Annotated in this window: 26 protein-coding genes; 14 read left to right on the forward strand and 12 right to left on the reverse strand. The window is 46.8% G+C overall.

Annotated elements, in window-relative coordinates; translation table 11 throughout:
* Positions 1-75: 75 nt before the first annotated feature.
* The gene (locus tag CWB99_RS18960; RefSeq protein WP_138552724.1) at positions 76-2,085 is read right to left on the reverse strand and encodes an alpha-amylase; all 2,010 of its coding nucleotides are present in this window, start codon (positions 2,083-2,085) and stop codon (positions 76-78) included.
* Positions 2,086-2,443: 358 nt separating this feature from the next.
* Between CWB99_RS18960 and CWB99_RS18965 the strand changes: the two genes are divergently transcribed.
* The 10 genes from CWB99_RS18965 (at position 2,444) to CWB99_RS19010 (ending at position 9,547) form a co-directional block, all read left to right on the forward strand.
* Complete coding sequence (locus CWB99_RS18965; protein WP_138552725.1) at positions 2,444-2,890, forward strand: helix-turn-helix domain-containing protein; 447 nt, start codon at positions 2,444-2,446, stop codon at positions 2,888-2,890.
* 141 nt (positions 2,891-3,031) lie between these two features.
* Positions 3,032-4,147 (forward strand): DUF418 domain-containing protein, encoded by a 1,116-nt coding sequence (locus CWB99_RS18970; RefSeq protein ID WP_138552726.1) that lies wholly within the window; start codon positions 3,032-3,034, stop codon positions 4,145-4,147.
* 134 nt (positions 4,148-4,281) lie between these two features.
* A complete protein-coding gene (locus CWB99_RS18975; protein ID WP_138552727.1) occupies positions 4,282-4,590 on the forward strand; it encodes a DUF883 C-terminal domain-containing protein in 309 nt (102 codons plus the stop codon).
* A 1-nt stretch (position 4,591) separates the two neighbouring features.
* Positions 4,592-4,984 carry a hypothetical protein gene (locus tag CWB99_RS18980; protein WP_138552728.1) on the forward strand — a complete coding sequence of 131 codons (393 nt, stop codon included), beginning with the start codon at positions 4,592-4,594 and terminating at the stop codon, positions 4,982-4,984.
* 22 nt (positions 4,985-5,006) lie between these two features.
* Positions 5,007-5,264 (forward strand): hypothetical protein, encoded by a 258-nt coding sequence (locus CWB99_RS18985; protein ID WP_138552729.1) that lies wholly within the window; start codon positions 5,007-5,009, stop codon positions 5,262-5,264.
* A 241-nt stretch (positions 5,265-5,505) separates the two neighbouring features.
* Positions 5,506-6,624: a DUF3466 family protein gene (locus CWB99_RS18990; RefSeq protein WP_138552730.1), complete on the forward strand. Its 1,119-nt coding sequence runs from the start codon at positions 5,506-5,508 to the stop codon at positions 6,622-6,624.
* A 299-nt stretch (positions 6,625-6,923) separates the two neighbouring features.
* Positions 6,924-7,382 (forward strand): BufA2 family periplasmic bufferin-type metallophore, encoded by a 459-nt coding sequence (gene bufA2, locus CWB99_RS18995; RefSeq protein WP_138552731.1) that lies wholly within the window; start codon positions 6,924-6,926, stop codon positions 7,380-7,382.
* Between the two features lie 94 nt (positions 7,383-7,476).
* Positions 7,477-8,313, forward strand: coding sequence for an MNIO family bufferin maturase (gene bufB, locus CWB99_RS19000; protein WP_249331999.1), 837 nt, complete (start codon positions 7,477-7,479; stop codon positions 8,311-8,313).
* The gene (locus CWB99_RS19005) at positions 8,306-9,091 is read left to right on the forward strand and encodes an HvfC/BufC N-terminal domain-containing protein (RefSeq protein WP_138552733.1); all 786 of its coding nucleotides are present in this window, start codon (positions 8,306-8,308) and stop codon (positions 9,089-9,091) included. Before bufB ends, CWB99_RS19005 begins: the two co-directional genes overlap by 8 nt.
* A gap of 30 nt (positions 9,092-9,121) precedes the next feature.
* Positions 9,122-9,547 carry a hypothetical protein gene (locus tag CWB99_RS19010; RefSeq protein WP_138552734.1) on the forward strand — a complete coding sequence of 142 codons (426 nt, stop codon included), beginning with the start codon at positions 9,122-9,124 and terminating at the stop codon, positions 9,545-9,547.
* Here the strand turns inward: CWB99_RS19010 and CWB99_RS19015 are convergent.
* The 5 genes from CWB99_RS19015 to CWB99_RS19035 form a co-directional block, all read right to left on the reverse strand.
* Positions 9,531-10,850, reverse strand: a complete 1,320-nt coding sequence (locus tag CWB99_RS19015; protein WP_138552735.1) for a sensor histidine kinase — start codon at positions 10,848-10,850, stop codon at positions 9,531-9,533. The two genes, CWB99_RS19010 and CWB99_RS19015, sit on opposite strands and share 17 nt — an antisense overlap.
* Positions 10,840-11,538: a response regulator gene (locus CWB99_RS19020; protein WP_138552736.1), complete on the reverse strand. Its 699-nt coding sequence runs from the start codon at positions 11,536-11,538 to the stop codon at positions 10,840-10,842. Before CWB99_RS19020 ends, CWB99_RS19015 begins: the two co-directional genes overlap by 11 nt.
* Positions 11,539-11,892: a hypothetical protein gene (locus tag CWB99_RS19025; protein WP_138552737.1), complete on the reverse strand. Its 354-nt coding sequence runs from the start codon at positions 11,890-11,892 to the stop codon at positions 11,539-11,541. It abuts the gene before it with no gap.
* Positions 11,882-14,506 carry a reprolysin-like metallopeptidase gene (locus tag CWB99_RS19030; protein ID WP_171045397.1) on the reverse strand — a complete coding sequence of 875 codons (2,625 nt, stop codon included), beginning with the start codon at positions 14,504-14,506 and terminating at the stop codon, positions 11,882-11,884. Before CWB99_RS19030 ends, CWB99_RS19025 begins: the two co-directional genes overlap by 11 nt.
* A 311-nt stretch (positions 14,507-14,817) precedes the next feature.
* On the reverse strand, positions 14,818-15,537 hold the full coding sequence (locus tag CWB99_RS19035) for a hypothetical protein (RefSeq protein WP_138552739.1): 720 nt from the start codon (positions 15,535-15,537) through the stop codon (positions 14,818-14,820).
* A 158-nt stretch (positions 15,538-15,695) separates the two neighbouring features.
* Between CWB99_RS19035 and CWB99_RS19040 the strand changes: the two genes are divergently transcribed.
* From CWB99_RS19040 to CWB99_RS19050, 3 genes are all read left to right on the forward strand, one after another.
* Positions 15,696-16,820, forward strand: a complete 1,125-nt coding sequence (locus CWB99_RS19040; RefSeq protein ID WP_138552740.1) for a sensor histidine kinase — start codon at positions 15,696-15,698, stop codon at positions 16,818-16,820.
* Positions 16,813-17,448 carry a response regulator gene (locus tag CWB99_RS19045; RefSeq protein WP_138552741.1) on the forward strand — a complete coding sequence of 212 codons (636 nt, stop codon included), beginning with the start codon at positions 16,813-16,815 and terminating at the stop codon, positions 17,446-17,448. Before CWB99_RS19040 ends, CWB99_RS19045 begins: the two co-directional genes overlap by 8 nt.
* A 317-nt stretch (positions 17,449-17,765) precedes the next feature.
* Positions 17,766-18,062, forward strand: coding sequence for a hypothetical protein (locus CWB99_RS19050; protein WP_138552742.1), 297 nt, complete (start codon positions 17,766-17,768; stop codon positions 18,060-18,062).
* Positions 18,063-18,159: 97 nt separating this feature from the next.
* On the opposite strand, the gene CWB99_RS19055 is transcribed toward CWB99_RS19050, so the two are convergent.
* Positions 18,160-18,951: a substrate-binding periplasmic protein gene (locus tag CWB99_RS19055; protein ID WP_138552743.1), complete on the reverse strand. Its 792-nt coding sequence runs from the start codon at positions 18,949-18,951 to the stop codon at positions 18,160-18,162.
* A 157-nt stretch (positions 18,952-19,108) separates the two neighbouring features.
* Here CWB99_RS19055 and CWB99_RS19060 point away from each other — a divergent pair, with 157 nt between their 5' ends.
* Positions 19,109-19,957, forward strand: coding sequence for a tetratricopeptide repeat protein (locus tag CWB99_RS19060; protein ID WP_171045399.1), 849 nt, complete (start codon positions 19,109-19,111; stop codon positions 19,955-19,957).
* Positions 19,958-20,039: 82 nt separating this feature from the next.
* Here the strand turns inward: CWB99_RS19060 and CWB99_RS19065 are convergent, their stop codons facing one another.
* The 5 genes from CWB99_RS19065 to CWB99_RS19085 all read right to left on the reverse strand — a co-directional run bounded on the left by CWB99_RS19065 (position 20,040) and on the right by CWB99_RS19085 (position 24,580).
* Positions 20,040-20,498 (reverse strand): nuclear transport factor 2 family protein, encoded by a 459-nt coding sequence (locus CWB99_RS19065; RefSeq protein ID WP_138552744.1) that lies wholly within the window; start codon positions 20,496-20,498, stop codon positions 20,040-20,042.
* A 129-nt stretch (positions 20,499-20,627) separates the two neighbouring features.
* The gene (locus CWB99_RS19070) at positions 20,628-21,368 is read right to left on the reverse strand and encodes a ferredoxin--NADP reductase (RefSeq protein ID WP_138552745.1); all 741 of its coding nucleotides are present in this window, start codon (positions 21,366-21,368) and stop codon (positions 20,628-20,630) included.
* 98 nt (positions 21,369-21,466) lie between these two features.
* A complete protein-coding gene (locus tag CWB99_RS19075) occupies positions 21,467-22,420 on the reverse strand; it encodes a hypothetical protein (protein ID WP_138552746.1) in 954 nt (317 codons plus the stop codon).
* A 226-nt stretch (positions 22,421-22,646) separates the two neighbouring features.
* A complete protein-coding gene (gene deoD, locus CWB99_RS19080) occupies positions 22,647-23,348 on the reverse strand; it encodes a purine-nucleoside phosphorylase (protein WP_054013530.1) in 702 nt (233 codons plus the stop codon).
* A 17-nt stretch (positions 23,349-23,365) separates the two neighbouring features.
* Positions 23,366-24,580 carry a phosphopentomutase gene (locus tag CWB99_RS19085; RefSeq protein WP_138552747.1) on the reverse strand — a complete coding sequence of 405 codons (1,215 nt, stop codon included), beginning with the start codon at positions 24,578-24,580 and terminating at the stop codon, positions 23,366-23,368.
* Between the last annotated feature and the right edge of the window lie 81 nt (positions 24,581-24,661).

A 24,661-nucleotide genomic window follows, 5' to 3' on the forward strand; every position in this document is an offset into this window, starting at 1 on the left:
AGTTTGTAAGAGGCAGCGGCCACCAGGGAGAGTGACCGCCACCGAATACTGACGCCGGAGGTCCGGCGTTATTGGTTAGAAATTACTGTAACTCGCGGTTGATTGATTAAATTCAAATACTGAGATTTGTCCGCAACGAGCGAAGTGATTATTGCTGCTGTATGGGGTGTTGGTCTGGTTGATATCACCTTCCCAGCCCTGACCGTTTTTAACAAAGGCTTTGATCTCAAACCAGCCATTGTGTGTCTGGGCGCAGTCCATGTCAACGTCCAGCATCCAGTAATGGGCACCCCACTGGTTTAATGGCGTTTCGCCATATCCATTGCTTTCAACCGTGGCTTTGGCTCCCCACTCTGCGGGCCACAAGTTGGTGGTCCAGTCCAGTGCGCTACCCTGCGCATCAGTGCTTTGTGTGGCCTCAGCACCGTGCCAGTCGAGGTAACTATCGCCCTGTTTCCAGCCTTGTGTTGTTGGGTTCTTCAGGTTGTTATGACGGATAGGCATCGCACACTGCATCGGGTCTTGTGCACAGTCTCGGCCCAATGTCGCGGCAATAGCATGGTCAAGTCCGCCGCGGACAAACATATCCTGGCCTGCCGCCGTTTCGGCTTTAATGAAGACCACAGTTCGTTGCCAGTCACCCGCAGGAACATCCGGGGTATCACCAATTTTACTGTTGTGGTGTATTGCAACTGCACTCATGGGGCTGACATTGATACTGGCAACGCCACTTTGTGATACGGTAATTTGACTACCTAAGCAGCCATTACCTGCAGTATTTTTTCCACCGCTCAGTACATCGCAGTACACACCTTCAGCAAGACCGGTTTGTAACGTTTGATTGAGCGACCCGCCTTCACGGTTAATCGCGACAAAGCCTTCACTGCCACGCGAAAATGCAATCTGATTATTACCATTGTCCCACCAGTTGTTTACGGTCCAGTGGCCCGTGGTGTTATTTCTGAAATCCATGGCTCCTGCGATCATGCCGCGACGGTGCTCACACTGCCACTCCTTAGCAAAGCAGTTAAGGGTGTTGCCTTGGTGCACAGAGCTTCCCGGAGGACCTGCATCACCGTCGTGGTTAAAGTCATAGCTCGACATCACTTTGGGATAGCCATATGGGAAGGCAAGCATAAATACGTTAGCCAGATCATAAAGTGCGCCGTCCTCATAAGTCACCACATTTCCGGCACCGCCGTGACCTCGTTGGTTATCATGATTGTCTACAAAGACCACAGCAAGATGACTTGGCATCATACCCCAGGCTTCACCAAAGCTGTTTAACCAAGCCAGTTTACCCGACTTAAAGGTATCCCCCAACTTGGTGCTGTACTTGAATTCTGTCACCAAGCCATTGCCAAAGTACTCATCTGCACGCACGGCCTGACCACCCTGGTCGATCACTTCCTGGAAGACCAGAGGCTCACCATTGACCTTGTTCATGATTGTCGCAATGTCCGATGCAGCCATGTGCTTGCTGGCATCCAGTCTGAACCCGGCTACGCCAATTCCGACGAGATCGTTAAGGTAAGCTGCCAATGTATTCTGAACATAAGTTGCGGAGGTGTTTAAATCGGCCAGGCCAACCAGTTCACAATTCTGCACTCGCCAGGCATTGTTGCCATAGTCAGCGTCGTTAATGGCGCACGTTTCGTGGAAGTCTTGTGGGCTGTAAATAGGGTAATGTTTGTCACCAAAAGTGCTGCCAGCCACGCCTGTGCCACTGCCGTGTGCCATGTGATTGATCACTGCATCAACATAGATGTTTACTCCAACGGCTTTACAACGCTCCACCATATCGGTGAACTGGGCACGATTGCCACTACGGCTTTCAAGTTGATAGCTGACTGGCTGGTAACGTGTCCACCATGGTGCTCCGGTAATGTGTTCACTTGGTGGCGAGACCTGAACCGCAGCATAGCCCTTTGGACCAAGGAAAGTTTCACATTCGGTGGCGATGTCCGGCCAGGACCATTCAAACAAATGAACAAAAGTTGTAGGGGTTGCCAGTGCCTGAGCGGACATGCCCAGTCCAGCAGTGATCAGCGCAGTGTTCAACGCTTTGAGTGACTGTTTAATCATTGTGTGCTCTCTGTTGTTGTCATAACGATAATATTTACATCACGGTAACAATATAGAGAGATCCGATTAAACGTCTATTGAATACGTATGCATAAAAACACGCTAGTCTATTCACCACACAATTCGTTCAAAAAGCACACGGGACTGTGTTGTTTCAGCCAACCCTGATATTTTGATCAGCCAAACGATATGACTCTGGAACGATAAAAAAGCCAGGCCTGTTTGCCTAACTCAGTACTGAGGAAAAACCTTAACCTGCTGATATTTATACTTTGTCATAAAAAAGCCGACTGTAATATCTTGCCTGTTGCAGAACTTCTGGTAACACTTTCCAACATCACCGTGTAGCGAGTTACTTATGATCCTAAAACAACTCAGATTAAGCAAGCACCTGACTCAGGCTCAACTGGCCATGATGTCAGGACTAAATATCAGAACCATTCAACGCATCGAGCAGGGGCATAAGCCAAGTATGGAGTCATTGAAATGTCTTGCTGCTGCACTTGAGACCGATATTGATACATTACAAAAGGAGTCATTTATGCCAAATCAAGACACATCCACCCGCCCACTGCCTTTATGGCTCAGAGTGTGGTTTTTTCTGGGGACGTTTCAATGCCAACCCGACCGGCAACTTCTGACACGTCTGGAGTTTATACTACATGGCTTTGGTTTAAGCTTTTGCCTTATGGGTCTGTTCAGCGAAGCGGCGCTTGTTGGTGGGTTACTATTGCTCGTTAATGCCTATTTCATTCGCTACAGCAAATATCTGGGAGATAAATTCGCAATCTGGCAAGGAAGCTAAGTTAACAGGCAGTATGTTTTTAGTACTTATTTTGCTTCCCACCTGTACCTGTAGAGATTACAAATTTATACACTTATTAACGGAATATTCGGTCCACACCGATTAACTTAAGACACACTGAATGTACAAGTGGGAACACTAATGAGTAAGCGGATCCATGGTATTGACCTTGCCAGAGCATTGGCAATTTTTGGTATGGTGGTCGTAAACTTTAAACTCGTTATGGGTGCGACCACAGGCAGCACTTTGTTGATATCAGCAAGTGCATTATTCGAGGGTCGCGCTGCCGCTTTGTTTGTGATTCTTGCCGGAATTGGTCTGGCACTGAGCTGTCGAAAAGCCCAGCATCACACCCTGCTGCAAAAGAAACAACTGCAAAATAAAGTGGCCATGCGTGGCATTTTACTACTCTGTCTGGGACTGCTTTACCTGCCTGTCTGGCCTGCTGATATTCTGCATTTTTATGGCTGCTATTTTATTCTGGCGTCCTGGTTACTATTTGCGTCTCATCGTACCTTACTTGTGCTGTGTGCAGTGATTGTCTCAACGTTTCCTGCCCTCTTACTGATCATTGATTACTCTCAAGGCTGGCACTGGGAGACCCTGACTTACCTTGAACTTTGGACACCCGAAGGGGTACTTAGACGTATTTTTTATAATGGCTTTCATCCTGTTTTCCCCTGGTTTGCGCTGCTACTGTTTGGCATGTGGCTTGGTCGCCAGCCTTTGCATCAGAGAACAACCCAGAAACGCTTGTTTAAAGTTGCATTACTGGTACTGATACTCATCGAAAGTACATTTTTCCTCTTTCGTTTGATGGCGCAAAACGCGGGTATGCAGGGTGAAGAAATCACCTTTTTACTGAGCACAGGGCCTATTCCCCCATTACCCCAGTACCTGATCTCTGCTGCTGCCAGCTCAGTGATCGTCCTAATCGTATGCATCAGGCTGGCACAAAGCTATCACCACACAGCGGTATTTCGCTCTCTGGAGGCGACAGGTAAGTTATCACTCACATTCTATATTGCGCATATTCTCATCGGCATGGGTACATTAGAAGCATTGGATATGCTTGGAGGCCAATCCATAGAGCATGCCCTGGTGAGCAGTCTGCTTTTTTGCTTGTCATCGTGGCTATTTGCCACACTATGGCACCGACGATTTACTCAGGGGCCCGTCGAGTGGCTATTCAGGCACCTCATTACACGCGTAGAAACCTGTTCAACTCGGATCATGCGCGTAAATAATACCGAGTAAAATATTCTCATACTGAGTAAACGCTCCCTGAACCAATCCGTACAAACACCTAAACCCTTGATTAATAGATATATTTTATTTGGCAAGCCACTTGCAGCCTTAGGTATGTTAATTCTCGCAATCAAGGAGTTATTATGAGTACTAATAAATCGGCTGCTAACCGTCAGACAAGCAACGACCCCACACACCCTGTTTCAGATCAATTGGCTGAGTCACTACATTCCACCGTCGATGCCTTGCACAACACGGCAGCCAAAACGGAAGAGCAGTTAAGAAGTAAAAGCGATGCATCAGGTCAGGCCATACAAGCACAAAAACGCCTTCTCGAAAAAAAATGGAATGCCTCGGGGGTCAAACAATACGCAACAGAAAACCCCGTGAAAACCGCGGGTATTGCATTTGGTGCCGGTGTTCTTCTTACCATGCTGTTACGGAGTAAGTAACATGAGTGCGTCATCAGACAATAGCGCAAAACAACACCATTCGGTAAGTGTGGGTGCACAGTTGAAAGGGCTATTACGAGAGGGTAAGTCTGTTACCACCAGTTATGTTGATGTCACCCGCGCTTGTACAGCATTGCTGAAGGCCAAACTTCGTGCCCATTTTAAAACCATTCTGGCCTGTATCATCCTGATGATGATATCTGCATTACTTATCACTGCAACCTGGTTGTCTCTTCAGGGCTTGATTGCCTATGCGATGATACAGGCCGGCCTGAGCTGGTTTGTATCTGCCGGGCTACTGATGGCGCTTAACCTGACACTGATTTACTACCTGATCGCAACTGCAATACAGCTGTTCGATAAAACCACCAGCGATCTGCTTGATGTGTATTGATTCATGAATTTCAAAGGACGCTATGATGAACAGGCTGGCACGTTTCATTTACCAAAATGCACACAAAGAGGCACAGCAACAACAACTGCGCCTGATGAAGCAGTTGTATCATGCGCAGTTTAATAAAAGGCGCTTTTGCCACAAAGCCAAAGCTATGGCGAGCACACCTGAAGGTATTGCACTGTTGGCACTTGGCGGTGTGCTGTTGTTCAAAAGCAAACACAAAATTTCAGTATTACGAAAGCTGGTCATGCTCAGGCGCTTGATCCGGCAAACATAGGCGGCCATGCGATCCTACGTCTGCAGCCTAACCCTTAACAGAACCTGGCCTGAACATTTTATAAGCTATCTACATGATATAAAAACTAATAAAGTGTACCTTTATTGCTCCAGATCAATAGGTGCTGTTATTTTACCTTAACGATTAATACTTTTTTCTGTCATTATTAATGGGTAATTTTAGTCTCAATTGATTACAAAACCCGTTCTTTATTATTAATGTAACTAAAAGGAGTATTAAGATGTATTACATTAAGTCTCTCACAACCACGCTGATCGCCAGCACCGTTTTTTGCACTTTTTCTGCCGCGACTTTGGCTTCTGAGTCACCCTCATACCGATTTATCGATCTGGGTACTCTGGGAGGAAGTGAATCGGCAGCGCTGGATATCAACGACCAGGGCGTCATAGTTGGTTGGTCTACCCGTGATAACAATATGGGCTGCACTTCCCCAGTCAGTAAACCAATGAACTGTGAATATGCGTTCATATATCAAAACGGCGCCATGATTGATCTCGGCCACAGCCAGGACGCTGTACAATCTTCACATGCCGTTGCCATAAACAATCACTCAGTCGCCGTCGGATATGAGATTTTACGCGGCGTTAACGATGACACAAATATGGGGGATAGTTATCATCGACCAGTCAGATTTGAACAAGGCGCTCCCCAAACTCTGCCGGTACTCAGTAACAAGCCACTGGACAGTGCAATGGCTGTTGATATTAATGACCAGGGCAAAATCATTGGCTGGGCTGACAACCAGAGCGGCCAGGACACTTTGGTATCCTGGCAAAGTGATGCCATTTCGGCAGAAGCACCGCACAACACCTATTATCGTCGTGCTACTGGCCTGAATAATTTGGGTGATGTTGTCGGCTTTGAGTATGAAGCCTGGTCGTACAAGCCCAACAGAGCCTTTATTTATAAACACGGACAGGTATCTGTGATAGATGAACGTGAAGGCGTAATGAGCGAAATGAATGCAATTAATGACTATGGCATGATTGCCGGCTCTAAGATGGTCCGCGCCATGACTCCGCTGAAGGCAACCATCTGGTATCCCTCTATGCTTGGGGGTGTTGCAGAACATGTTGTAGGGGGACTACAGCAAACATCACGCGAAGAATCAGCCTTCAATGACATTAACCGCTCAGGTACTGCCGTTGGCTTCTCATCGTCGTCTGACACCATACAGGCCACTGTTTATTATCGAGGCAAACTCTATGATTTAAACCGTCTGGTTTCAGCGCCGGGCTGGCTGCAAACAGCTGAAGCAGTGAATGAACGTGGAGACATTGTGGGCATTTACGTTAACAAGGACAATCAGCGTCGCGCCTTTTTGTTGGAAGCACAGTAATCACGCGCCTCTGAGACGTTAATTAGCAACTGGATCCCTGGCCGTGAGGTTTGGTCAGGGATCCCCGCCATATTCCCTAATTCCTTCCTCCCTCAAATAAAAAATTTTCGACTAAACTGAAATGAAACTTGGTCAGGGCAGGTCTTGTCGTTACAGCAGCATGTTCAGGTGGCGATTGGCTACCAATAAGTACGGGCATTGAACATGCTGCTGAACTACCTTTCCACTCTATGACAACAGCAATTATGGATCGGTAACCGCCATACTCTGTTTGGCACACACTCAATGAGGAAGATAAAATGAAAGCACTAACGGGGGCCGCTATGGCGGTCATGGTTGCAGGCCTGGTAGGTTGTAATGCAACAGACAATTCATCATCCAATGCAGCAAACACAGGTACGAGCGGTGCAAGCACCGATCTGGTACATTGTTATGATGTGAACGTTTGTGGTGGTCACAATGACTGCAAAACTGCCAACAATGCCTGCTCAGGACAAGCCAGTTGTAAAGGCACTGGGTTCGTAGCTATGCCAGGTAAAGCGTGCGCAGATGTGGGCGGTAAAGTAAAAGACAAGTGGGTCGGTTCTGTTGCCAAGTCAGATCTGGTGAAGTGCCATGATGTCAATATCTGCGGTGGCCATAACGACTGTAAAACAGCCAACAACGCGTGTGGTGGTCATGCTTCATGTAAAGGCACGGGATTTGTAAAAATGCCTGTCAAAGCTTGCCAGGATATCGGCGGCAAAGTCGAAAGCTAATCGTTCCGCAATACAATTTACGGCCCAGTTTTAGCTTGTGATACTAATCCGCATCGCAAGCTAAACAAAGCCACTAGCCCAAATGGACCTTACTTTGAACACATCACCTCCCTATCTGGGTTTTGGCCTGGGACTACGCACCTGCTATTTTGAAGACATCATAGACTCGCAGCCTGAAGTCGACTGGTTTGAAATTATTTCAGAAAACTACTTTGTTGAGGGTGGCAAGCCCTGGCACTATCTTGATCAGATAAAAGAGCGCTACCCAATAGCCATGCACGGTGTATCGATGTCAATTGGCAGCACCACAGAGGTCAATTTCGACTATCTGAGAGATTTGAAGCGCACCATAGCGCGCATCCGCCCTGTCTGGGTATCTGACCATCTGTGTTTTTCGTCTATTGGCGATTTTAATAGTCATGACTTGTTGCCACTCCCTTACACCGAAGAGGCACTCACACACTTATGCGATCGCTTGCGAATTATTCAGGACTACCTGGAGCACCCACTGATTCTGGAGAATGTCTCCAGCTACCTGACGTATCATCAATCTCAGATGACTGAGTGGGATTTTCTCGCATCGCTACATCAACAGTCGGGCTGTCAATTTTTGCTTGATATCAATAACGTCTATGTCAGCGCCAGAAATCATGGCTTTGACGCCATGGATTACCTCAATGCCATTCCACAGCAAGCCGTTGCACAGATCCACCTGGCAGGTCACAGTGATTTTGGCAGCCATATTGTGGATACACATGATCAGCCAGTCTGTGACGCAGTATGGCAATTATTTCAGCGTTACGCGCAGTCTCGCTTACCTATAAATACGATGATCGAAAGAGACGATAACTTTCCGCCTTTTGATTCTCTGATGGCCGAGTTAAATCAAGCAAGAAAGCTTGCCCCTTTGAACTGGAGCTCTAATGACTGACCTGGCCAGAATTCAACAAGCGTTTATGGCCCTGCTTAACGGCACTGATCAGGATTTGATTAATCATATTGCGCCACAACCCGGTTTGGATGCCGAGCACCGAGCCCTGATTTACCAAAATGCTTATCGTATCCGCCTCACCAAAGTATTGGAGCAAGATCATGAGATGCTGGGGCGCTATCTGGGTGACGATTTGTTTGATGACATGGTGACAGGATATTTGGCTCAGTATCCCTCAAATGACCCTTCTTTGCGGCATTTTGGCGACAAACTTCCCCACTTTCTTGCCACTCAGCTGCCCTTTTCTGAACATGGGATCCTGAGTGAAATCGCATTGTTTGAGCGCCTGCTGTTACAGGCGTTCGACGCCCCTGACACAAAGCGCCTGGCGCTGTCTGATATTCAACAGATCCCTGCTGATTTATGGCCGAATGTTGTTTTTTCTTTGCACCCAAGCGCACGACTGCTGCGTTGTCAGTTTGCTGCGATTGAAAGCTGGCAGGCACTTAAACACGGGAATCCGCCCCCTTCGCCAGAGCTTGAGTCTGAACACTTTTGGCTGGTTATTCGCGAGGCCGATCTGCGCACGGCCTTTCACCCCTTATCACAACATGAATATCAATGCCTGCAATCGATGGAGCGGGGCTTGCCCTTTAGCTTCGTATGCGAGGCCGCAGCTAATATTCATCAAGATGCTGAGTCCGGTGCACTCGCAGTCATGCAGTTATTACAAAAAGCCCTCACAGCAAACTGGCTCGGTGACTATCAGCTGCCATAAAACGCCACCACTAAATGGACCAGGAACTCTATGAAAATTAGTGAAAAAATCCGCCTTTATCAGATCAGCCTTATCGCCAGTATGTTATTTGCTTTTATTGGTTTTGCCTATAATGCCTGGCGACTGGAAGTCTCGGAGCAAAACAACAATATACGTACCGCTTGTTTTGAGATGCTGAAGGAGCTCGCGCAATTAGAGCAACTGATTTATGTCGCCCATTACGATCAAAATAAAACGGAGGGGAGCCCGCGAAAAGGGTGGATCAGTGTCGGGTTAATCAATGACTTCAGCTACCTTACCAATGGCAATCTGCAACAAAGTGCCAGAACACTAAAGACGACCTGGAATGACAACTGGCAAAATATTTATGCCAGTACTCAGGCTGTTGACCTGGTCGTCAAGGACATAGATAGCGTCCGCAGTGAAATCAAACTACTGCTTAATGACCTGGAGTGATTTGACCAAGTGATTCACTCATCACGGGCAACCTGACTTCAAAACATGCACCGCCCAGTTCAGCATTGTCGTCACTAACCCGAACCGTGCCATGATGCTTGATAACAATTGACTGAACGATTGCTAAGCCAAGCCCACATCCACCGGAATCTCTTGAGCGGCTTGGGTCTAGCCGAGTAAATGGCTCAAAAATACGCGCGTGTTTTCCAGGTGGAATGCCAATGCCATCGTCAGCTACGCGAACAACCACTTCGTCCCCTTGAATACCAGCCTCAATACGCACCCGAGATCGGGCAAAACGGCCCGCATTACGCATCAAATTGGTGAATAAACGCTTCACCTGTGCCTCATCCCCATGCCAGTGTATATCGGCGCTATCCAGTTCAAAACCGATATGAGGGTAAAAAGGCACGACTTTGTCCAGCGTTTCCTGTAATACAATATCCATATTCAGCGCGCTCAGATTTGGTTTGACTGAGTTGTCTTTGACTCTGGCATAATACAGCAACTCACTGACCAGACTTTCCAAATCGTTCAGTGACTGACTCAGGCTGGTATGAAGCTCACCTCGTTCATCTTCACCGGCTTCCTCCAGCATATCCAGTGCAAACTGCATCCGCGCCATTGGACTACGGAACTCATGTGCAACGCCATGAAGCAAATCTCGCTGTAAAGTGATCCTGGCTTCTCCTTCACTGAGTTGAGCATCAACAAGCTGCGAAAGCTGTTGCAAACTGGTATTCAAATCCTGTGGCTGGCTCAAAGGTACGGGCATCGTGTTCAGTCGCGCCACTAATGCCTGACGCTCTTTATTGATCACATACCAAAATATCAGGAGCAGTAACAAGTTAAGGCAAGCTGATACCAACCAGTCAAACCAGTCGACCAGAAAATAATATATATTCTGCTCAACCAGAGGCCCAACCTCGAGCACATCCTTGTCGTTTAACACAAAGTAGACGGTTGCGTTTAAGTAATCCACCAGCCCATGCTGATTTTGAGGTAAGGCTAACTCGGCTAACAACTCCTGTGAGAAATACTCAGCGTCACGCCCAACCAGTAACGCCTGTGTATCATATTGCGCTTCCAGCTGCATTTGAATACCCGATAAAGGCAAACGCTCAGGGTCTGTAAGCGCGATAGAAATCTGAGCTTTCACATCATCCAGAAATTGATTTTGTGTTTCGATAAACCGGGTTTCTATGTCGATCAGTAAGGTGTTACGTACCGTAAAAGCCACCACACTATTAAGCACAATTGCCACAGCAATAAAGGCGAACACCCGTAAAGTGTTAACTTGCAATCAAATATCCCTTGTTTCTTATAGTTTTAATTATTTTAGGTTCCTTAGGATCGTCGCCAAGCTTTTTACGCAACCTGGAAATGCGTAAATCAATCGAGCGATCCATGCCGTCAAATTCCAATTTAAAGAGCGTTCGATAAAGTTCATCCCGCGATAGAATTCGCCCGGGTGAGCTGGCAAGTAACCACAGAAGCTCAAATTCAGCACTGGACAGAAGGATTTCTTTGTCACCACAGGTTGCCTTACGTTTGGTCAGGTCCACGCAAATCTCACCTTCATGGATAGTTCTGACATGCTGACTACTTTGCGCCACGAGCATATCATGACGCCTTAGCTGGGCCCGAATATGGGCAAGCAGCACCCGGGGTTTAACTGGCTTACACAAGTAGTCATCTGCACCAACTTCCAGGCCGGTGACTTCATCTATGTCGTCTACCAGCGCAGTCAGCATGATAATTGGCCCACTAAAACTCCCTCTGATCTGACGACAGATACTTAAGCCGTCTTGGCCTGGTAACATCAGGTCAAGCACCAATAAGTCCGGAGCAAATTCTTTTACACGCTCCACTGCACCACTCCCCTGGGCAAAACAGGAAACACAGTAGCCATTTTTTTCAAGAAACAGAGACATCAACTGGGTCAGTTCTGTGTCATCATCTATCAGTAGTATTTTTTGTTCTGTTGTCATTTATCGCCTGTTCAAACACGCTTCGTACATTTTGATATTAAACTCCCTGGCGTATTGATAAGCCTCTGAGCGCGCTTTTTTATCAGCTTCGCTACGTAGGGTATCTCCTGTTCCGGGCATAGCCTTAACACCACACTGGGCCTCCAGCTCTTTGAATGCCAACTGCTCAAACCCGGGCACTACGGGCCTTCTTCCCGTCGTATAGTACAAGCGGAAGTCTTTTTCGGCCAGAGCCTGAGACACAGCCAAATCCAGTTTGCTGTCTGCATTTGTGGCTTGTTCACTCATTCCCTGACACCCCGTGGTTATGCCGACGGCGAACAAGGCCATCGCCGTAGCAAGTTTAACTGCCATACTTTTTTACTCCTAATCTGATCCCACAGCATATTATCAAAATCCACAGTACACCAAACAATGTGCCCCCGGAGCCTCCATTATCGAGCGACTGCGCTGGTGGCTCGGGTAGCGGGTTGGGCTCAGGGTCTGGCTCTACTGGGGCTGTAGCCACTGTCACTTCAACCTCGCCAGTAGCACTACCGCCATTACCGTCACTCACCGTATAGCTAAAGGTCTCTACGCCTGAAAATGTGCTGCCTGCGGTATAAACTAAACTGGCTGATGCAATCGTTACTGTTCCCTCTCCCTGATAATCCACACTCGATATACTCAGCGTATCTCCATCAATATCACTGTCATTACTGAGCACAGACAACACAACCTGACTGGCCTGAAACGCAACTTCGGCTCTGTCGTTTATTACGGTCGGTTCATCATTCACCGCAACCACTGTGATTTCGATGCTGAACTGCTCACTGCTTTGATTGTCTTTGGTCGCGGTGGCAGGCACCAGCAATTGTCCATTGAAGTTCTCATCCGGGATCACTGTCGTCCCTTCAAGGGTATAATTGTCACCTGCTACCAATGTGATAGAGTCAATAGCTAAGTCAAGGGCAAAGGTTAAGTCCTCTTTCTTGACTGCGAGCCGCTCATCCTCATTGACCGAAAGTGGATCCTGAGACTGATATACCGGAATGATGGGCTCCGCCGGGCCATCGAAGTTAACGGTAAAGTTTCCTGAATTAATCGCAAAAAAGATATTGTCTGAGCAATTCACCCTCACTCTGGCTTGATTCGTGCTGATAGCTGAGGTGATTAACACATCCTGTTGCCCATCATTATCTACTCCGTTTGCCAGTGAAATCGGAAAGCTCGCTCCACCATCTGTAGAGAGACTAATGCTGACTCTGTTACAAGACACAGGGGCATTTTGGGTATTTGCTGTATCCCAGGTAACTGAATGAGTTGCGGAGTCCCACTGGCTGCTGCTATCAGGCTGCGTCACTCTGAATCCGTTGGTCGAGTTCACAACGGTCACCTGCATCGCATCGCTCGCAACGTGGCCCTGACCATCTCTTACAGCAAGACGAAAATTAAGCGTTCTGTTTGTCGTCGCGTAAGTCTCACCAAGTACAGTGCTGTTGGTCAAAATATCGATTAACCTGGGGAAAGTTCTTACCGGTTCAGAGGTTGGGTCAAACACCCTGAATAAAGGGCCCGTCCCTCTATCAATGGCGTCCTGGTCAGGACTGCTGGTTGCCGTTCCCAAATCGAATTGTTGCCAACTGAAACTGAGCGTGTCTGAATCAGGATCTGTTGCGCTGCCAGTCAGGGTAAATGGTGTACGTGCCGGAATGATATAGTCACTACCAGCGTTAACCACAGGGCTTTGGTTTGTCAGGCCAGTTCGGCTACCACAGGTATTTCCGACCCCCTGACGGGTGACTTCAACCATCTGTTCGACAGAATGTAAATGAAAAAAGGGATCTGAGTTTTTTTGTAAGTCTTGGGAACCACATATACCTGTGTATCCCATAATGGTGGAGCCGCTGGCCGGCTCAAACGCAGATAATCCGGAGCGATTTCCCTGGCAGGCTCCTACTAAGCCGTTGAAGGTATGCTCAGCGCCAAGTTGATGACCAATTTCGTGGGCTACATAATCGATATAAAATGCGTCTGATTCAGGTACAGGACTACCAGTCAGGCCCGCTGCTTTTTGAGAGGTGCACACCACCCCTAAACCGGCGACCCCTCCGCCTTCAGTTACCACTAAATGCCCGATATCATAATCAGAAGCACTAATCACTGCCTCTATGGCATCAGTGATGGTGTCACCATCAATATCCTGATCAGAATTAGTAAAGGGATCAGTCGCTGCATCAAGAAATATCAGTTGATCATTATTTGCCACTAGTTGGAATGTAATTCCCAAGTCTCGCGCATATACCTGATTGACCCGATTCACCATAGTGACGAGCGCAGCCAGTGCAAGTGCGCGCGTGCCGCCATGATAGGCGGTATATTCCCCCGTCGCTGTCACAGCCAGGCGATAGACAATCCGTTCACTGATTTGGCTGGTTTGCATCAAGTCGCCCGGTCTTTTTTCTAAAGCTTCTGATAGCTCAGGAAAACGAATTGGTGGATGGCGCTTAATTTTAACCGGGTTGGCCTGCTTCATGGCATGTGTGAAATAATAACTGCGGTACTGTTCAGTCCCTTTTACTGGGTCAATGTATACCGTTTTTCCACCATGCTCAAACATCCCAAAGAACCCTTTTGGTGATATGTCAAAGGATCCCAGGTTATCCGGTTGACCAACTTCCGCCCCATGAAATGTCATTATCTGGGGGTATTTGCGAGCAAGTGCCGGGGCCATAACCTGGCTGGGCTTAAGTCGGTATGTGACAAACTGGCCTGAGGGCAAAGGGAGCGCCATATCAACAAAGTCGGAGGTTGTAAGCAATGCCTGGACGCTGGCCTTATCCAACATCAGAGTTTGCTCTGTGCTCTTTAGGTTAATTTGTGGGTTTTGCTCAAGCAAGGCCCAGTGAGCCTGTCCGATAGAATGGACCGCGATTGCACTTTGGCAGGTGAAAATCAAAAACAGGCACATCAGTGAGAGTTTATTCATGGTAAGCCCCGTCGGATTGTTGTCATTGCGGTCATAATTCAACCATACAACTACAAGCATAGACTGTAAGTAACCATTTGTAGGCGCTTTGTATCAGGATTGATAAATGTACCTAAAGCAATAACTAACTTGAAAATAATAAACAAATCGGCTACTAAGCATCCCCCTATGCTTTGACAGTCCCCTCACATACAATTGCATTTTACTGAACAAACATCATTTACTTCTGAGCCATCTTTAACAATCTAGCCAGAAGTCTCTCACCCAGACAGACTTCTGTGCCCTCACCCGCTCTGCCTATGGCAAACGACCTACCGATATCGGCGTTTTGTTATTACTAATCCAATAGTTCCGATAACAGTGGGAGCGAGCCAGGCCATCAGTACTGCTTGTTCACCTAGTAGCTCAACGAACAGATAACGTCCCCCAACGGCACTAAATGCGGTGTATGCTGCAATGCCAGATCCAATCATCGCACTGAGATGCTCAATCACCCACTGCTTTGGTTTGACTGTCTGAGCGAATGAATAACGCATCATTCTGATAACAATAACAAGACTGATAACACTAAATACCGTATACAAAACATGGCCACCGCGACTTCCCAGATATCCAACGTAAAGTGCACTGCAGCATAGCGCAATATAGTTGGCTATCATATCCAGTCGCGTCAGCGATTGACGAGATACCTTATCCTGGAGCACGCGGACACCGTGCATAACCGAAGTTAATACAAGGAAAGACAGCATAAGCAAGAAACTGGCTCGCTCACGGGCTGTCTCGATAAAAAGTGCCTTATTCTGAGCCTGTGAATAGCCCGCCTGATATATCGTAATCGGGTCGACTAACACCAAAAAACAACACAAGATGCCTGATATTGCGACCAGCTGCATACTGTAAGTGTATGCTCTGCCTGCCTGGTTATGGATCTTTGACCCCTTTTTTGCCAGTACAGGGACCCAGAATAAAATTAACGCACAACTGCCCACGATAATGTGAATAACGAGAGAAAACTGATGAAGATATTGCATGATTTATAGTCCTCAAATTGATGTGCATTCAGACTATGGAAAAACGCAGTTTTGTTCATGTCACTAATGTCATGAAAAATCAGTGACATTCGTCATGCTTTTTTTCATGACAGGATCTGATATAAGTACAGAGTGTTAATTAACAATATGAAGTTATCGTGCAGTCTTACTTTAAATATCAACCGTCTATGCTATTGGCGGCACTCGTCACCTGGTGCGCTGTGGCCATACCAAGCCTGCTCGCCTTAGCCGCTACGTCAGCCTGGGCATGGCTGCCGCATATTTTGCTTTTGCCTTTAATTCTGTTGGTCACCAATGAATCACAGCACAGTTATGGTTACACAGTCAGATATTGGCTACTCGCGGTGATGGCTATTTTAATTCATAGTGCCGGTTTCTTATTGCTCAGCTCCGTGTACCTGATATACAGCGTGATGCTCATTGCAATCCTGGCCTTTTACCTCACACCTATGCTGTCTTACTGCTACATCCTGCTTGCAAGCCTTGCTTATTTGTTCACTCAAACCCTATTTTGGGAGCGACCCTGGCCCTGGACAGAAGCAGGAATGTTTGCGTCATTTCACCTCTTTTCCTTCGTAGTTAGCCACAGAATGGGGCAAGAACGCGTTGCCAAAGAGCAAGCTCAACTTGCCAACAGCCAGCTATTAGCCACACAGTCGTTACTCAGTCAGTCTGTTTCGCGACAAGAGCGACTCCATTTAGCCAGAGAACTGCACGATGATGTTGGTCACCAGTTAACCAGCTTAATCGTCAACCTAGACGTTGCCAGGCGAACAGCTGAAGAACCTCAGAAATCTCAGCTAAAGCAAAGCTATACTCTGGCACGAGAAACATTAGAAAAAATCCGGACTTTGGTCAGCGATAAACGCACTGAACAACCGCTTGATCTGGAGGCAGTACTAACAGAGTTGATTAGCCATATACCCAGAATCAACGTCTCTTTGCAATTTCATGCTCACCCACTTTTACAGAGCTTAAGCCATGCACACTGCATCTTGCGAGTTTGTCAGGAGAGCATCACTAATACACTCAAACACAGCAATGCGACACAAATGCGCATTGAATTTAGTGACTCTGACCACACGCAATGGACTATGACAATTGCCGACAATGGCAATACAATGCAAGTCTGTCGACCTGGTAATGGCTTGCAGGGTCTGCAGGAGCGTGTAACTGAGCTGGGTGGTCAGTTTGATTGGCAAAACACTCGTGAAGGTTTTGAAGTACAAGTTCATTTTAAGGAAGTCCAGCACCATGAATAAAGTAAAAGTCCATATCGTCGATGATCAGGCATTAGTAAGGCAGGGTATGCAGGCGCTGCTGGGGCTGTGTGAAGATATCCAGTGCAGTGGTAGCTCCGCAAATGGCCTGGCGTTTGTCAACGACTATCAAGCCGGTCGAATTGAAGCTGATGTTGTGCTGCTGGACATGCGTATGCCTGAACTGGATGGCCTGGGCGTACTTGAGCAACTGAAGCAAACTCCAAACGCCCCCAAGGTACTTATTCTGACCACCTTTGATGACACGACCAAACTCCAGCAGGCCCTTGCGCTTGGTGCAAACGGCTGTATGTTAAAGGATGTCGAGCTGGAGGAGCTGCACTCTGCCATCCAGTCGGTAAACTCAGGTAAACTGGTGATCCAAAGCGCTCTGAGCACAGTGTTCTCTCGCGCAGCAACCATTCTTGACGACCTGACAGAGCGAGAAAAACAAATACTGGTACTCATTGCACAGGGTCACTCTAACAAAGAGATAGCCACCCGACTCTTCAAAGCAGAAGGCACGATCCGCAATCATGTGTCCAATTTACTCAGCAAGCTGCAGGTCAGAGATAGAACACAAGCAACGCTCAAAGCAGTGGAACTGGGGCTGGTGCAACAAAGTGGATAACACCACTTTCACCAAATACCTGTTCAATTTGAAGGGGCAAAGATGGCGCCAACTTTGCTAAAAACTTCTCATTTAGATTAGCTAAATAGCAAAATTTTTGTCTGGTTATCAACCCTATTTTTCTTGCCTCAAAATAGAACGCTGAATTAAGCCAATTGGTATAACGTCAACGTAACAAATTGTGAGACATAACCTACGCAGTTAGTGAGAAAAATAGGTTAAACCTGTAATTTTTTCATTTTGGGGACAATCGACTTGCAAGATTAGACTCCAAGCTCTAGAGTACAGCCTGACTCTACTATTGCATTGGACGCATTATGACGTATTTATTAAGATGGATCGCGAGTATCGCATTGCTCACTCTGGCCGTGCTCACACTCACAAAAGGACAATGGGTAAATTTCGGCCTGCTCGCCACTTTAGGTGTGCTGATATTTCCACGACGCAGTCAAACACATACTGATATCAACGCAGGTTATGGGCGTAAGCTATATCATAAACATCTGGTCGCAGAATCTAATGAACGCTCTACGCCAACGCTTTACTTAATCGTTGGTGTGTCACTTGTTCTGATAGTTGTCTTGTATCGGCTACTGGCAAATTCACCAGTATGAGTTGCTGAGGGCATCATTGCTAAAATGTAGGGAGCCGAATCACTCTTTGATTTGAATGTCATATTAGGCTCACCAGGGAAAAAGGGAAAGCGGTACTTTAAGGGCCAATATAGCGACGGTTGTGCTCAGCCAGTGCACGGCGTACTTTGTTGATAATGTCACTGTCGGTGTGTGGATGAAAAGCCATACAGGCTCTTTCTCCAGATCTATCGCGTACTTCCAGCGCAGAGGTGACCACCTCATATGGCTGGTCAATCAGTCGTAAAGCTTCATAGATAGTGAACTCAGTGGTCATCAGAAAATCGACTCGCCCCGCTAGTAGTTTTTTGGCTAGTGAGCTGGGGTCAGCAGATAAATCCAAATTAACTCCCCCCTTAAACCCCCTTGCAAGCAGATATTCATGTGTCACACTGCCTCTGACCATTGCAGTAATATAGCGCTTGGCATCATCTAAAGAGCTGAGCTGTATGTCATTGCGAGAAGTTAATCTAAACAGGTGCTCTTTGACAGGTCTTAACAAGGGACATGCCCACTCAAACCTTGCCTCGCGCTCAGGAGTGCGAAAAATAGAATAGATCATGGTGTTAGGCTGAGTTTGTGCTATTTTCATCGCTCTGGTCCAGGGAAATAGCAATATCTCATAACTGACCCCGGCAGCATCAAGCACTTCGCGCACTTTCTGTGTGGCCCGTCCGTCCACTTCTCCCTGCTGATTGATAAAGTTATATGGTACCCATTGCTCTGTAACAACATGAAGTTGGATATCAGGCTCGGAGTCAGGCACAAGAACAGGCCTAGGTTCGAGACTTGCAATGGCCAGGTGACTGAAGCACACTATGGATGCCAGTAAGATGAAAAACACTCCCCGAAATACTGTGCAATTCGTCATGCAATCTACTTAACCTCAATACCCGCTGTCTCGATCAGATTTTGCGCAAACATGCCTGCCATCTTTGCAATTTCTAAGCCTCTCATGCACCATGCTAGACCAAACTCTCAAACAGATCACTGCTATGATAAAAAATATCCTTCTTTTCGTCTCTTTGATGTATTGCTGGACACTTTCAGCAAACACCTCATCCCCGACAACCACTCTGACTGAACAACAGCAAGAACAAGCATTACAACAGCTAAAAGAGCCCATGTACCGGCCATTAATGGAACGCTATGTTCTGGATGAATTAAAATCCTTACGGCAGGATCAGCAAAAATTACGAGAAGATGTCACCTTACAGCTTACTCACAAACAGCTGGATGCAGCCGACCGGGCACTGACCTATACCACCGACACTATCAACAACGTACTATTTATTATTACCGCTACCGCGTCACTGCTAGTCCTGGCCGGTTGGAATTCTCTGCGTGATATCAAAAATAAAGTAGAAGAAACGGTTAATGACAGAGTGGGAGATATCACGGCGGAGTATGAACAAAGGCTCGGCACTTTGGAGGAAAAGCTCAAAGAGCGCTCTGAGGAAATATTAAATAACCAGCGGAAAATCACTATTACTAATGAGATCCACTCGCTATGGATGCGAGCCAATCTAGAAAGTGATATGCAGGGTAAAATTGAAATGTACGACGAAATACTCAAACGCCACCCGGATGACGTTGAGGCGCTGGTTTACAAAGCCGATGCACTGCTGGAGCTGGAACAAACAGGCCCAGCGATCAACTTGTGTAATCAGGCACTTGAAATAGACAGTGACTATGGCTACGCCTACTGGCAACGCGCCTGTGCTTATGCCATGCTGGAACAACAAGCAGATGCCATAGCCGATATTAAAATGGCCCTTGCTTACTCACCAAACCTGAAAAATGAACTGACACACGAGCCATCATTTAAAGTGCTGGAAAGTAACCCAAGTTTTAAGGAGCTGGTAGAACACTGGTAAGAAAGCAAATCAACTCGCCAGCACCTGTTCAGCGCATCAAGACTGACTACCCACAGGTAGTCAGCGGGTGCGTACCCTGAGACTAACGGAAGAACACTACTTTTTTGATTTTACCGTCCTCGACCTGATAGCTGGTCACAAACTCAGAGCGTTTATCCACAACGCCAGCTTCTGTACTACAGATTTCAGATGTTTCATGGTCGATAACGATCGAGCCATGGGTGATCCGTTTTATGGATGTTGCTTTAAGGCAGTGCATTTTCTTAAACATCAGTCCGTAGCGCTCAATCAGCTTTTCTTTCCCCGTAAACATCAGCGTTTGCGGATACATATAAAACTCAACATCTTCTGCATAAAGTTCAAGGAACAATCGTATATTCTGTGCATTATATGCCTGTATGAGTTTATCGACGACCGCCTCGGCTGCAAGTTCCTGCTCTGTCTTTGCTAACTGGTAATCACTAGCCTGGTCATCCAGCGCGGGGTTGGCATTTCCCATAACTGAGTAAGCAAACAAGATCAGGGCGCATAGGTATTTCATACATTACCTTTTGATGGGACAAGTTGCCCAGCAAGATAGCAAATTCAGCTTGCAGAATACAGGCCCAGAGCCTGGAGGGCGCAATATTGGCTGAGGGTGGTGTCAATATCCCGATACATTGCTATCAGCTCACCAATATTGCTCTACCGTAATGTGTCCCGGCTGTGCGCGGCGATTACGTGTAAAACCCAAGCCCTGTAACAATGCTGCGGTGTCTTTCACCATATCTGGGTTACCGCACAGCATAAACTGACTGTCCTCGGGTATCTGGTCAAACCCGCAATGGCGACACAAGTCTCCACTTTCCAGTAAATTTGTAACCCGCCCGGTCAACATATTCTCGACTGGCTCACGGCTAACCAATGGCACATATTTAAACTGCTTAAATATTTTTTCGGTATCCAGCAACATATCTTGATAACACAAGTCCTGCGCATGACGTACGCCATTAACCAGCACGACTTTATCAAACCGCTTCCAGAGCTTGCCATCCCCAATCATAGACAAAAACGGACCAATCGCAGTGCCGGTACTTAGCATCCACAACACACTAGCATCGGGCACCTCATCCAGTGTGAAAAACCCGCTTGGCTTTCCTGCTACCAAAATATCATCACCAATGTCCAAAGCGGCCAACGGAGAGGATAACTGACCACCCGGAACTTCAATCAAAAAGAACTCCAGCAATGGGTCCTGAGGTGCATTGACAAAAGAATATGCCCGAGATACTTTTTTGTCCTCAACGGGTAAAGCCAGCTTGGTAAACTGACCTGCACAGAAAGGGTCTATGTCAGCCGCTACCTTGATACTAAACAGGCTGGGTGTCCACCACAGCTTTTCGACCACTTTACCATTTACCCAGTTCGCCATACTTGCTCCCATTCATTTTGTTATGTCAGCCTCTTAAATCTGGCATAAAGTGGGGTAAAAACAAATTTTTAAGTTAAAACAGTAGAAAAGCTACGTCATTACATGGACCCACACCAGTACTTAGCAAGCGCTCCTGATAAAGGTAAATTGTGGCTTTTCCTGTGAGTCTGTCGTGTCACATCCTGATTCAGACCAAAACGCGACGACAGCAATGCAACAAACTCGAGGTAATCAGCAGCAATTGTCTCTGTTGCTTGTAGCTTTTGCTGTTGTTTCTGACTAAGACTTTTAGCAGAACTATATGACCGGAAGGTGTCCAGCCATTGAATAAAGCGCTGCCCGTGGTCTGAGAGTAAATCGGGTGACAAGGTACTTATCGGGCGTAATTGATCATAAGTATTTAGATCATTGGTGGCCAACGCCACAACCAACATATTGGCAACCACTGCCTGAGCATTGCGATTGTCTTTCATTGCAATATAGTGATTATGAGCTTGCTGATAGGCATACTTTGCCTCGTCATACCGTTTTATCTGCAACGCCGTATTGCCTCTGGCAACATGCAATCCGGCCAGAATTACACTTGGTAAAAACCCTTCTTCTATGCCTTCTAGCAAACGAAACCCAACCGCAGGCTGTCCCGCATTGCGATGAACTATCGCAATGTTAATTTTAATCAGCGCTCTGGTATCATGGGTTTTGGCATAGGTTAAGGCACAACGATAATGCGCCAGCGCATCATCAGTTTGGCCAGCCTTACGATAAGCAACGCCAATATTATTGATGATATTGAGCTCCTTCCCTTCCACATCTAAAGCCAGGCTCACAGACTGTAGTGCCTGAGCCACCTCCTCTACTATGGGCCAGTTTTGCACTCGAGTAGCGGCCATCAGAATATAGCGATATATCAGTGCTGTATCAGGACATGTTTTTTGCTGCAAACTTTCTTTGTGGTCTAAGTAGGTTTGTATTGCTTGCTGCGGATGGTTATAGGCCTGTAATTTAAGTGGTTCAATGGGCACAGTACATGTAGCAGATACGGAAGTTGCCATCCCCCAAGCCAATAACATCGTCGGAAACACCATTTTATCTGGACCTGATATTAGATAACTTACCCTGAGTTTATAATAGAGACATTAGAGCAACAAATTTCAGGCAAAAAAAAGCCGCACCAAGTGCGGCTTTTTGGGTGTGATTCGCGTTGTTTTAGGCGTGTCTCCAAAACTCTGCGATTACGTTACCAAGGAACAGGGAGGCCCTGTTAAAGGACCAAATTCTTTAAATTGATTCTAGTGCAATTTTAACCATTTCATTGAACGTGCTTTGACGCTCTTCTGGCGGCGTTGCTTCACCAGTGATCACGTGATCACTGACTGTGAATAATGCCATTGCCTTTGCACCGTACTCAGCTGCAACGCCATACAAACCCGCCGTTTCCATATCAACAGCCAGTACGCCTAGCTTATCAAGCTCAGGGTAAAAGCTGCTGTCAGCCTGATAGAAAGTGTCTGTGGTGTATACATTACCCACTTTCGCTTCAATACCCAGGCGACGTGCTGCGTTGACACCGTTCTCAAGCAGGCCAAAGTCAGCCAGCGCTGCAAAATCATAACCACGCACTCGAGCGCGGTTTACGTTTGAATCTGTACTGGCACCTTGTGCGAAGATCACATCGCGGATTTTGGTATCCTGGTTGATACCGCCACATGTACCGATACGAATTAGGTTTTTAACACCAAAGCTGACAATCAGCTCGCGAGCGTAAATAGACATAGATGGAATGCCCATGCCTGAGCCCATAATACTAACTGGCTTACCATTATATGTACCGGTAAAACCAAACATGTTGCGTACGTCCGTTACCTGACGTGCGTCTTGCAAAAAGTTTTCAGCAATGTACTTGGCACGCAGTGGGTCCCCTGGCATTAGCACCGTTTCTGCAAAATCACCTGGGTTAGCATTAATATGCGGAGTACTCATAACATGTTTCCTTTAAATCAAGCCTTAGCGAGTTTGGCTGCAAAGCCGTCACCATAATCACAAGCAGATAAGTTAAACCATTGAGCCAGTGTCTGGCCCATATCTGCGAAGCTGTTTCTTTCACCTAACGGAGTATTGTTCATTCCGTTGCGATACGCCAATACTGGCACATATTCGCGGGTGTGGTCTGTGCCCGGTGCGGTCGGATCACAACCGTGATCCGCCGTAATAAGCAGCAGATCATCGTCTTTTAACTGGTCCAGTATAGTCGGTAAATAGGCATCAAATTGCGCCAGTGCTTCTGCATATCCAACCGCATTGCGTCGATGACCAAATTTTTCGTCAAAATCCACCAAATTGGTGAAAATCAAACTATGATCAGGTGCGCTGTCGATTACTTCGCTGGTTTTTTCCAGCAGGTTCATCAATCCAGGTGCTTTATGCTTTTGCGTAATGCCCTGATGTGCGTAGATATCAGCGATTTTACCTATACTAATTACTTCACCACCATCATTCGCCAGTTTATCTAATACTGTTGGTGACGGCGGCAACACTGAGTAATCACGACGATTACCAGTACGAATAAAGTCGGCACTAGAAGTGCCTATAAATGGCCGCGCAATCACTCGTCCTATATTCATTTCATCAAGCAGTGCCCGTGCGATTTCACATACCTGATAAAGTTTGTCAAGGCCGAATGACTGCTCATGTGCGGCTATTTGAAACACACTGTCAACTGAGGTGTAGCAAATTGGCATGCCAGTTTTGACGTGCTCTTCACCCAGCTGCTCTAATATGGTTGTACCCGATGCATAACAGTTCCCCAAAATACCCGGGATCTCTGCTCGCTTACACAACTCATCAATAAACTCTTGTGGGAAACAAGGCTGTGTATTTGGGAAGTAACCCCATTCAAATAACACAGGTACACCCGCCATTTCCCAGTGTCCAGACGGGGTATCTTTACCGCTGGATAATTCTTTCGCATAACCCCATGCGGCTTGCGGTTCTATATTCTGGGCGACTTCACAGGTTTCTTTACCTGCGGCTTCGCATGCAGCGATAAGACCTAACTTACTCAAATTAGGTAAAGACAAGGCCTCGCCTTTCTCTTCTTTATAAGCTGCTAACAGATGAGCTAAGGTATTGGCACCAGCATCTCCAAATTTATCGGCATCAGGTGCAGCCCCTATTCCTAAGCTGTCTGCCATTAATATGATTGCTCTTGCCATAATTTACCTCTTATCTGTTTATTCTGACGCACAGCGATTTTGTTTTTTTGTCATCGTTACTCGTCAGAGGGTGTTACTTTA

Origin of the sequence: Pseudoalteromonas rubra (assembly GCF_005887095.1) — a bacterium.
Lineage (GTDB): Bacteria > Pseudomonadota > Gammaproteobacteria > Enterobacterales > Alteromonadaceae > Pseudoalteromonas > Pseudoalteromonas rubra_E.

Excerpts from the sequence above, each read along its gene's own strand:
- CWB99_RS19085 (WP_138552747.1), bottom strand. The coding sequence starts at position 24,580 with ATGGCAAGAGCAATCATATTAATGGCAGACAGCTTAGGAATAGGGGCT.
- CWB99_RS19035 (WP_138552739.1), bottom strand. The coding sequence starts at position 15,537 with ATGCAATATCTTCATCAGTTTTCTCTCGTTATTCACATTATCGTGGGC.
- deoD (WP_054013530.1), bottom strand. The coding sequence starts at position 23,348 with ATGAGTACTCCGCATATTAATGCTAACCCAGGTGATTTTGCAGAAACG.
- CWB99_RS19065 (WP_138552744.1), bottom strand. The coding sequence starts at position 20,498 with ATGAAATACCTATGCGCCCTGATCTTGTTTGCTTACTCAGTTATGGGA.
- CWB99_RS19050 (WP_138552742.1), top strand. The coding sequence starts at position 17,766 with ATGACGTATTTATTAAGATGGATCGCGAGTATCGCATTGCTCACTCTG.
- bufA2 (WP_138552731.1), top strand. The coding sequence starts at position 6,924 with ATGAAAGCACTAACGGGGGCCGCTATGGCGGTCATGGTTGCAGGCCTG.
- CWB99_RS19060 (WP_171045399.1), top strand. The coding sequence starts at position 19,109 with ATGTATTGCTGGACACTTTCAGCAAACACCTCATCCCCGACAACCACT.
- CWB99_RS19045 (WP_138552741.1), top strand. The coding sequence starts at position 16,813 with ATGAATAAAGTAAAAGTCCATATCGTCGATGATCAGGCATTAGTAAGG.
- CWB99_RS19010 (WP_138552734.1), top strand. The coding sequence starts at position 9,122 with ATGAAAATTAGTGAAAAAATCCGCCTTTATCAGATCAGCCTTATCGCC.
- CWB99_RS18965 (WP_138552725.1), top strand. The coding sequence starts at position 2,444 with ATGATCCTAAAACAACTCAGATTAAGCAAGCACCTGACTCAGGCTCAA.
- CWB99_RS19070 (WP_138552745.1), bottom strand. The coding sequence starts at position 21,368 with ATGGCGAACTGGGTAAATGGTAAAGTGGTCGAAAAGCTGTGGTGGACA.
- CWB99_RS19055 (WP_138552743.1), bottom strand. The coding sequence starts at position 18,951 with ATGACGAATTGCACAGTATTTCGGGGAGTGTTTTTCATCTTACTGGCA.
- CWB99_RS18980 (WP_138552728.1), top strand. The coding sequence starts at position 4,592 with ATGAGTGCGTCATCAGACAATAGCGCAAAACAACACCATTCGGTAAGT.
- CWB99_RS19030 (WP_171045397.1), bottom strand. The coding sequence starts at position 14,506 with ATGAATAAACTCTCACTGATGTGCCTGTTTTTGATTTTCACCTGCCAA.
- CWB99_RS18975 (WP_138552727.1), top strand. The coding sequence starts at position 4,282 with ATGAGTACTAATAAATCGGCTGCTAACCGTCAGACAAGCAACGACCCC.
- CWB99_RS19020 (WP_138552736.1), bottom strand. The coding sequence starts at position 11,538 with ATGACAACAGAACAAAAAATACTACTGATAGATGATGACACAGAACTG.
- CWB99_RS18990 (WP_138552730.1), top strand. The coding sequence starts at position 5,506 with ATGTATTACATTAAGTCTCTCACAACCACGCTGATCGCCAGCACCGTT.
- CWB99_RS18985 (WP_138552729.1), top strand. The coding sequence starts at position 5,007 with ATGATGAACAGGCTGGCACGTTTCATTTACCAAAATGCACACAAAGAG.
- CWB99_RS18960 (WP_138552724.1), bottom strand. The coding sequence starts at position 2,085 with ATGATTAAACAGTCACTCAAAGCGTTGAACACTGCGCTGATCACTGCT.
- CWB99_RS19025 (WP_138552737.1), bottom strand. The coding sequence starts at position 11,892 with ATGGCAGTTAAACTTGCTACGGCGATGGCCTTGTTCGCCGTCGGCATA.
- CWB99_RS19005 (WP_138552733.1), top strand. The coding sequence starts at position 8,306 with ATGACTGACCTGGCCAGAATTCAACAAGCGTTTATGGCCCTGCTTAAC.
- CWB99_RS19075 (WP_138552746.1), bottom strand. The coding sequence starts at position 22,420 with ATGGCAACTTCCGTATCTGCTACATGTACTGTGCCCATTGAACCACTT.
- CWB99_RS18970 (WP_138552726.1), top strand. The coding sequence starts at position 3,032 with ATGAGTAAGCGGATCCATGGTATTGACCTTGCCAGAGCATTGGCAATT.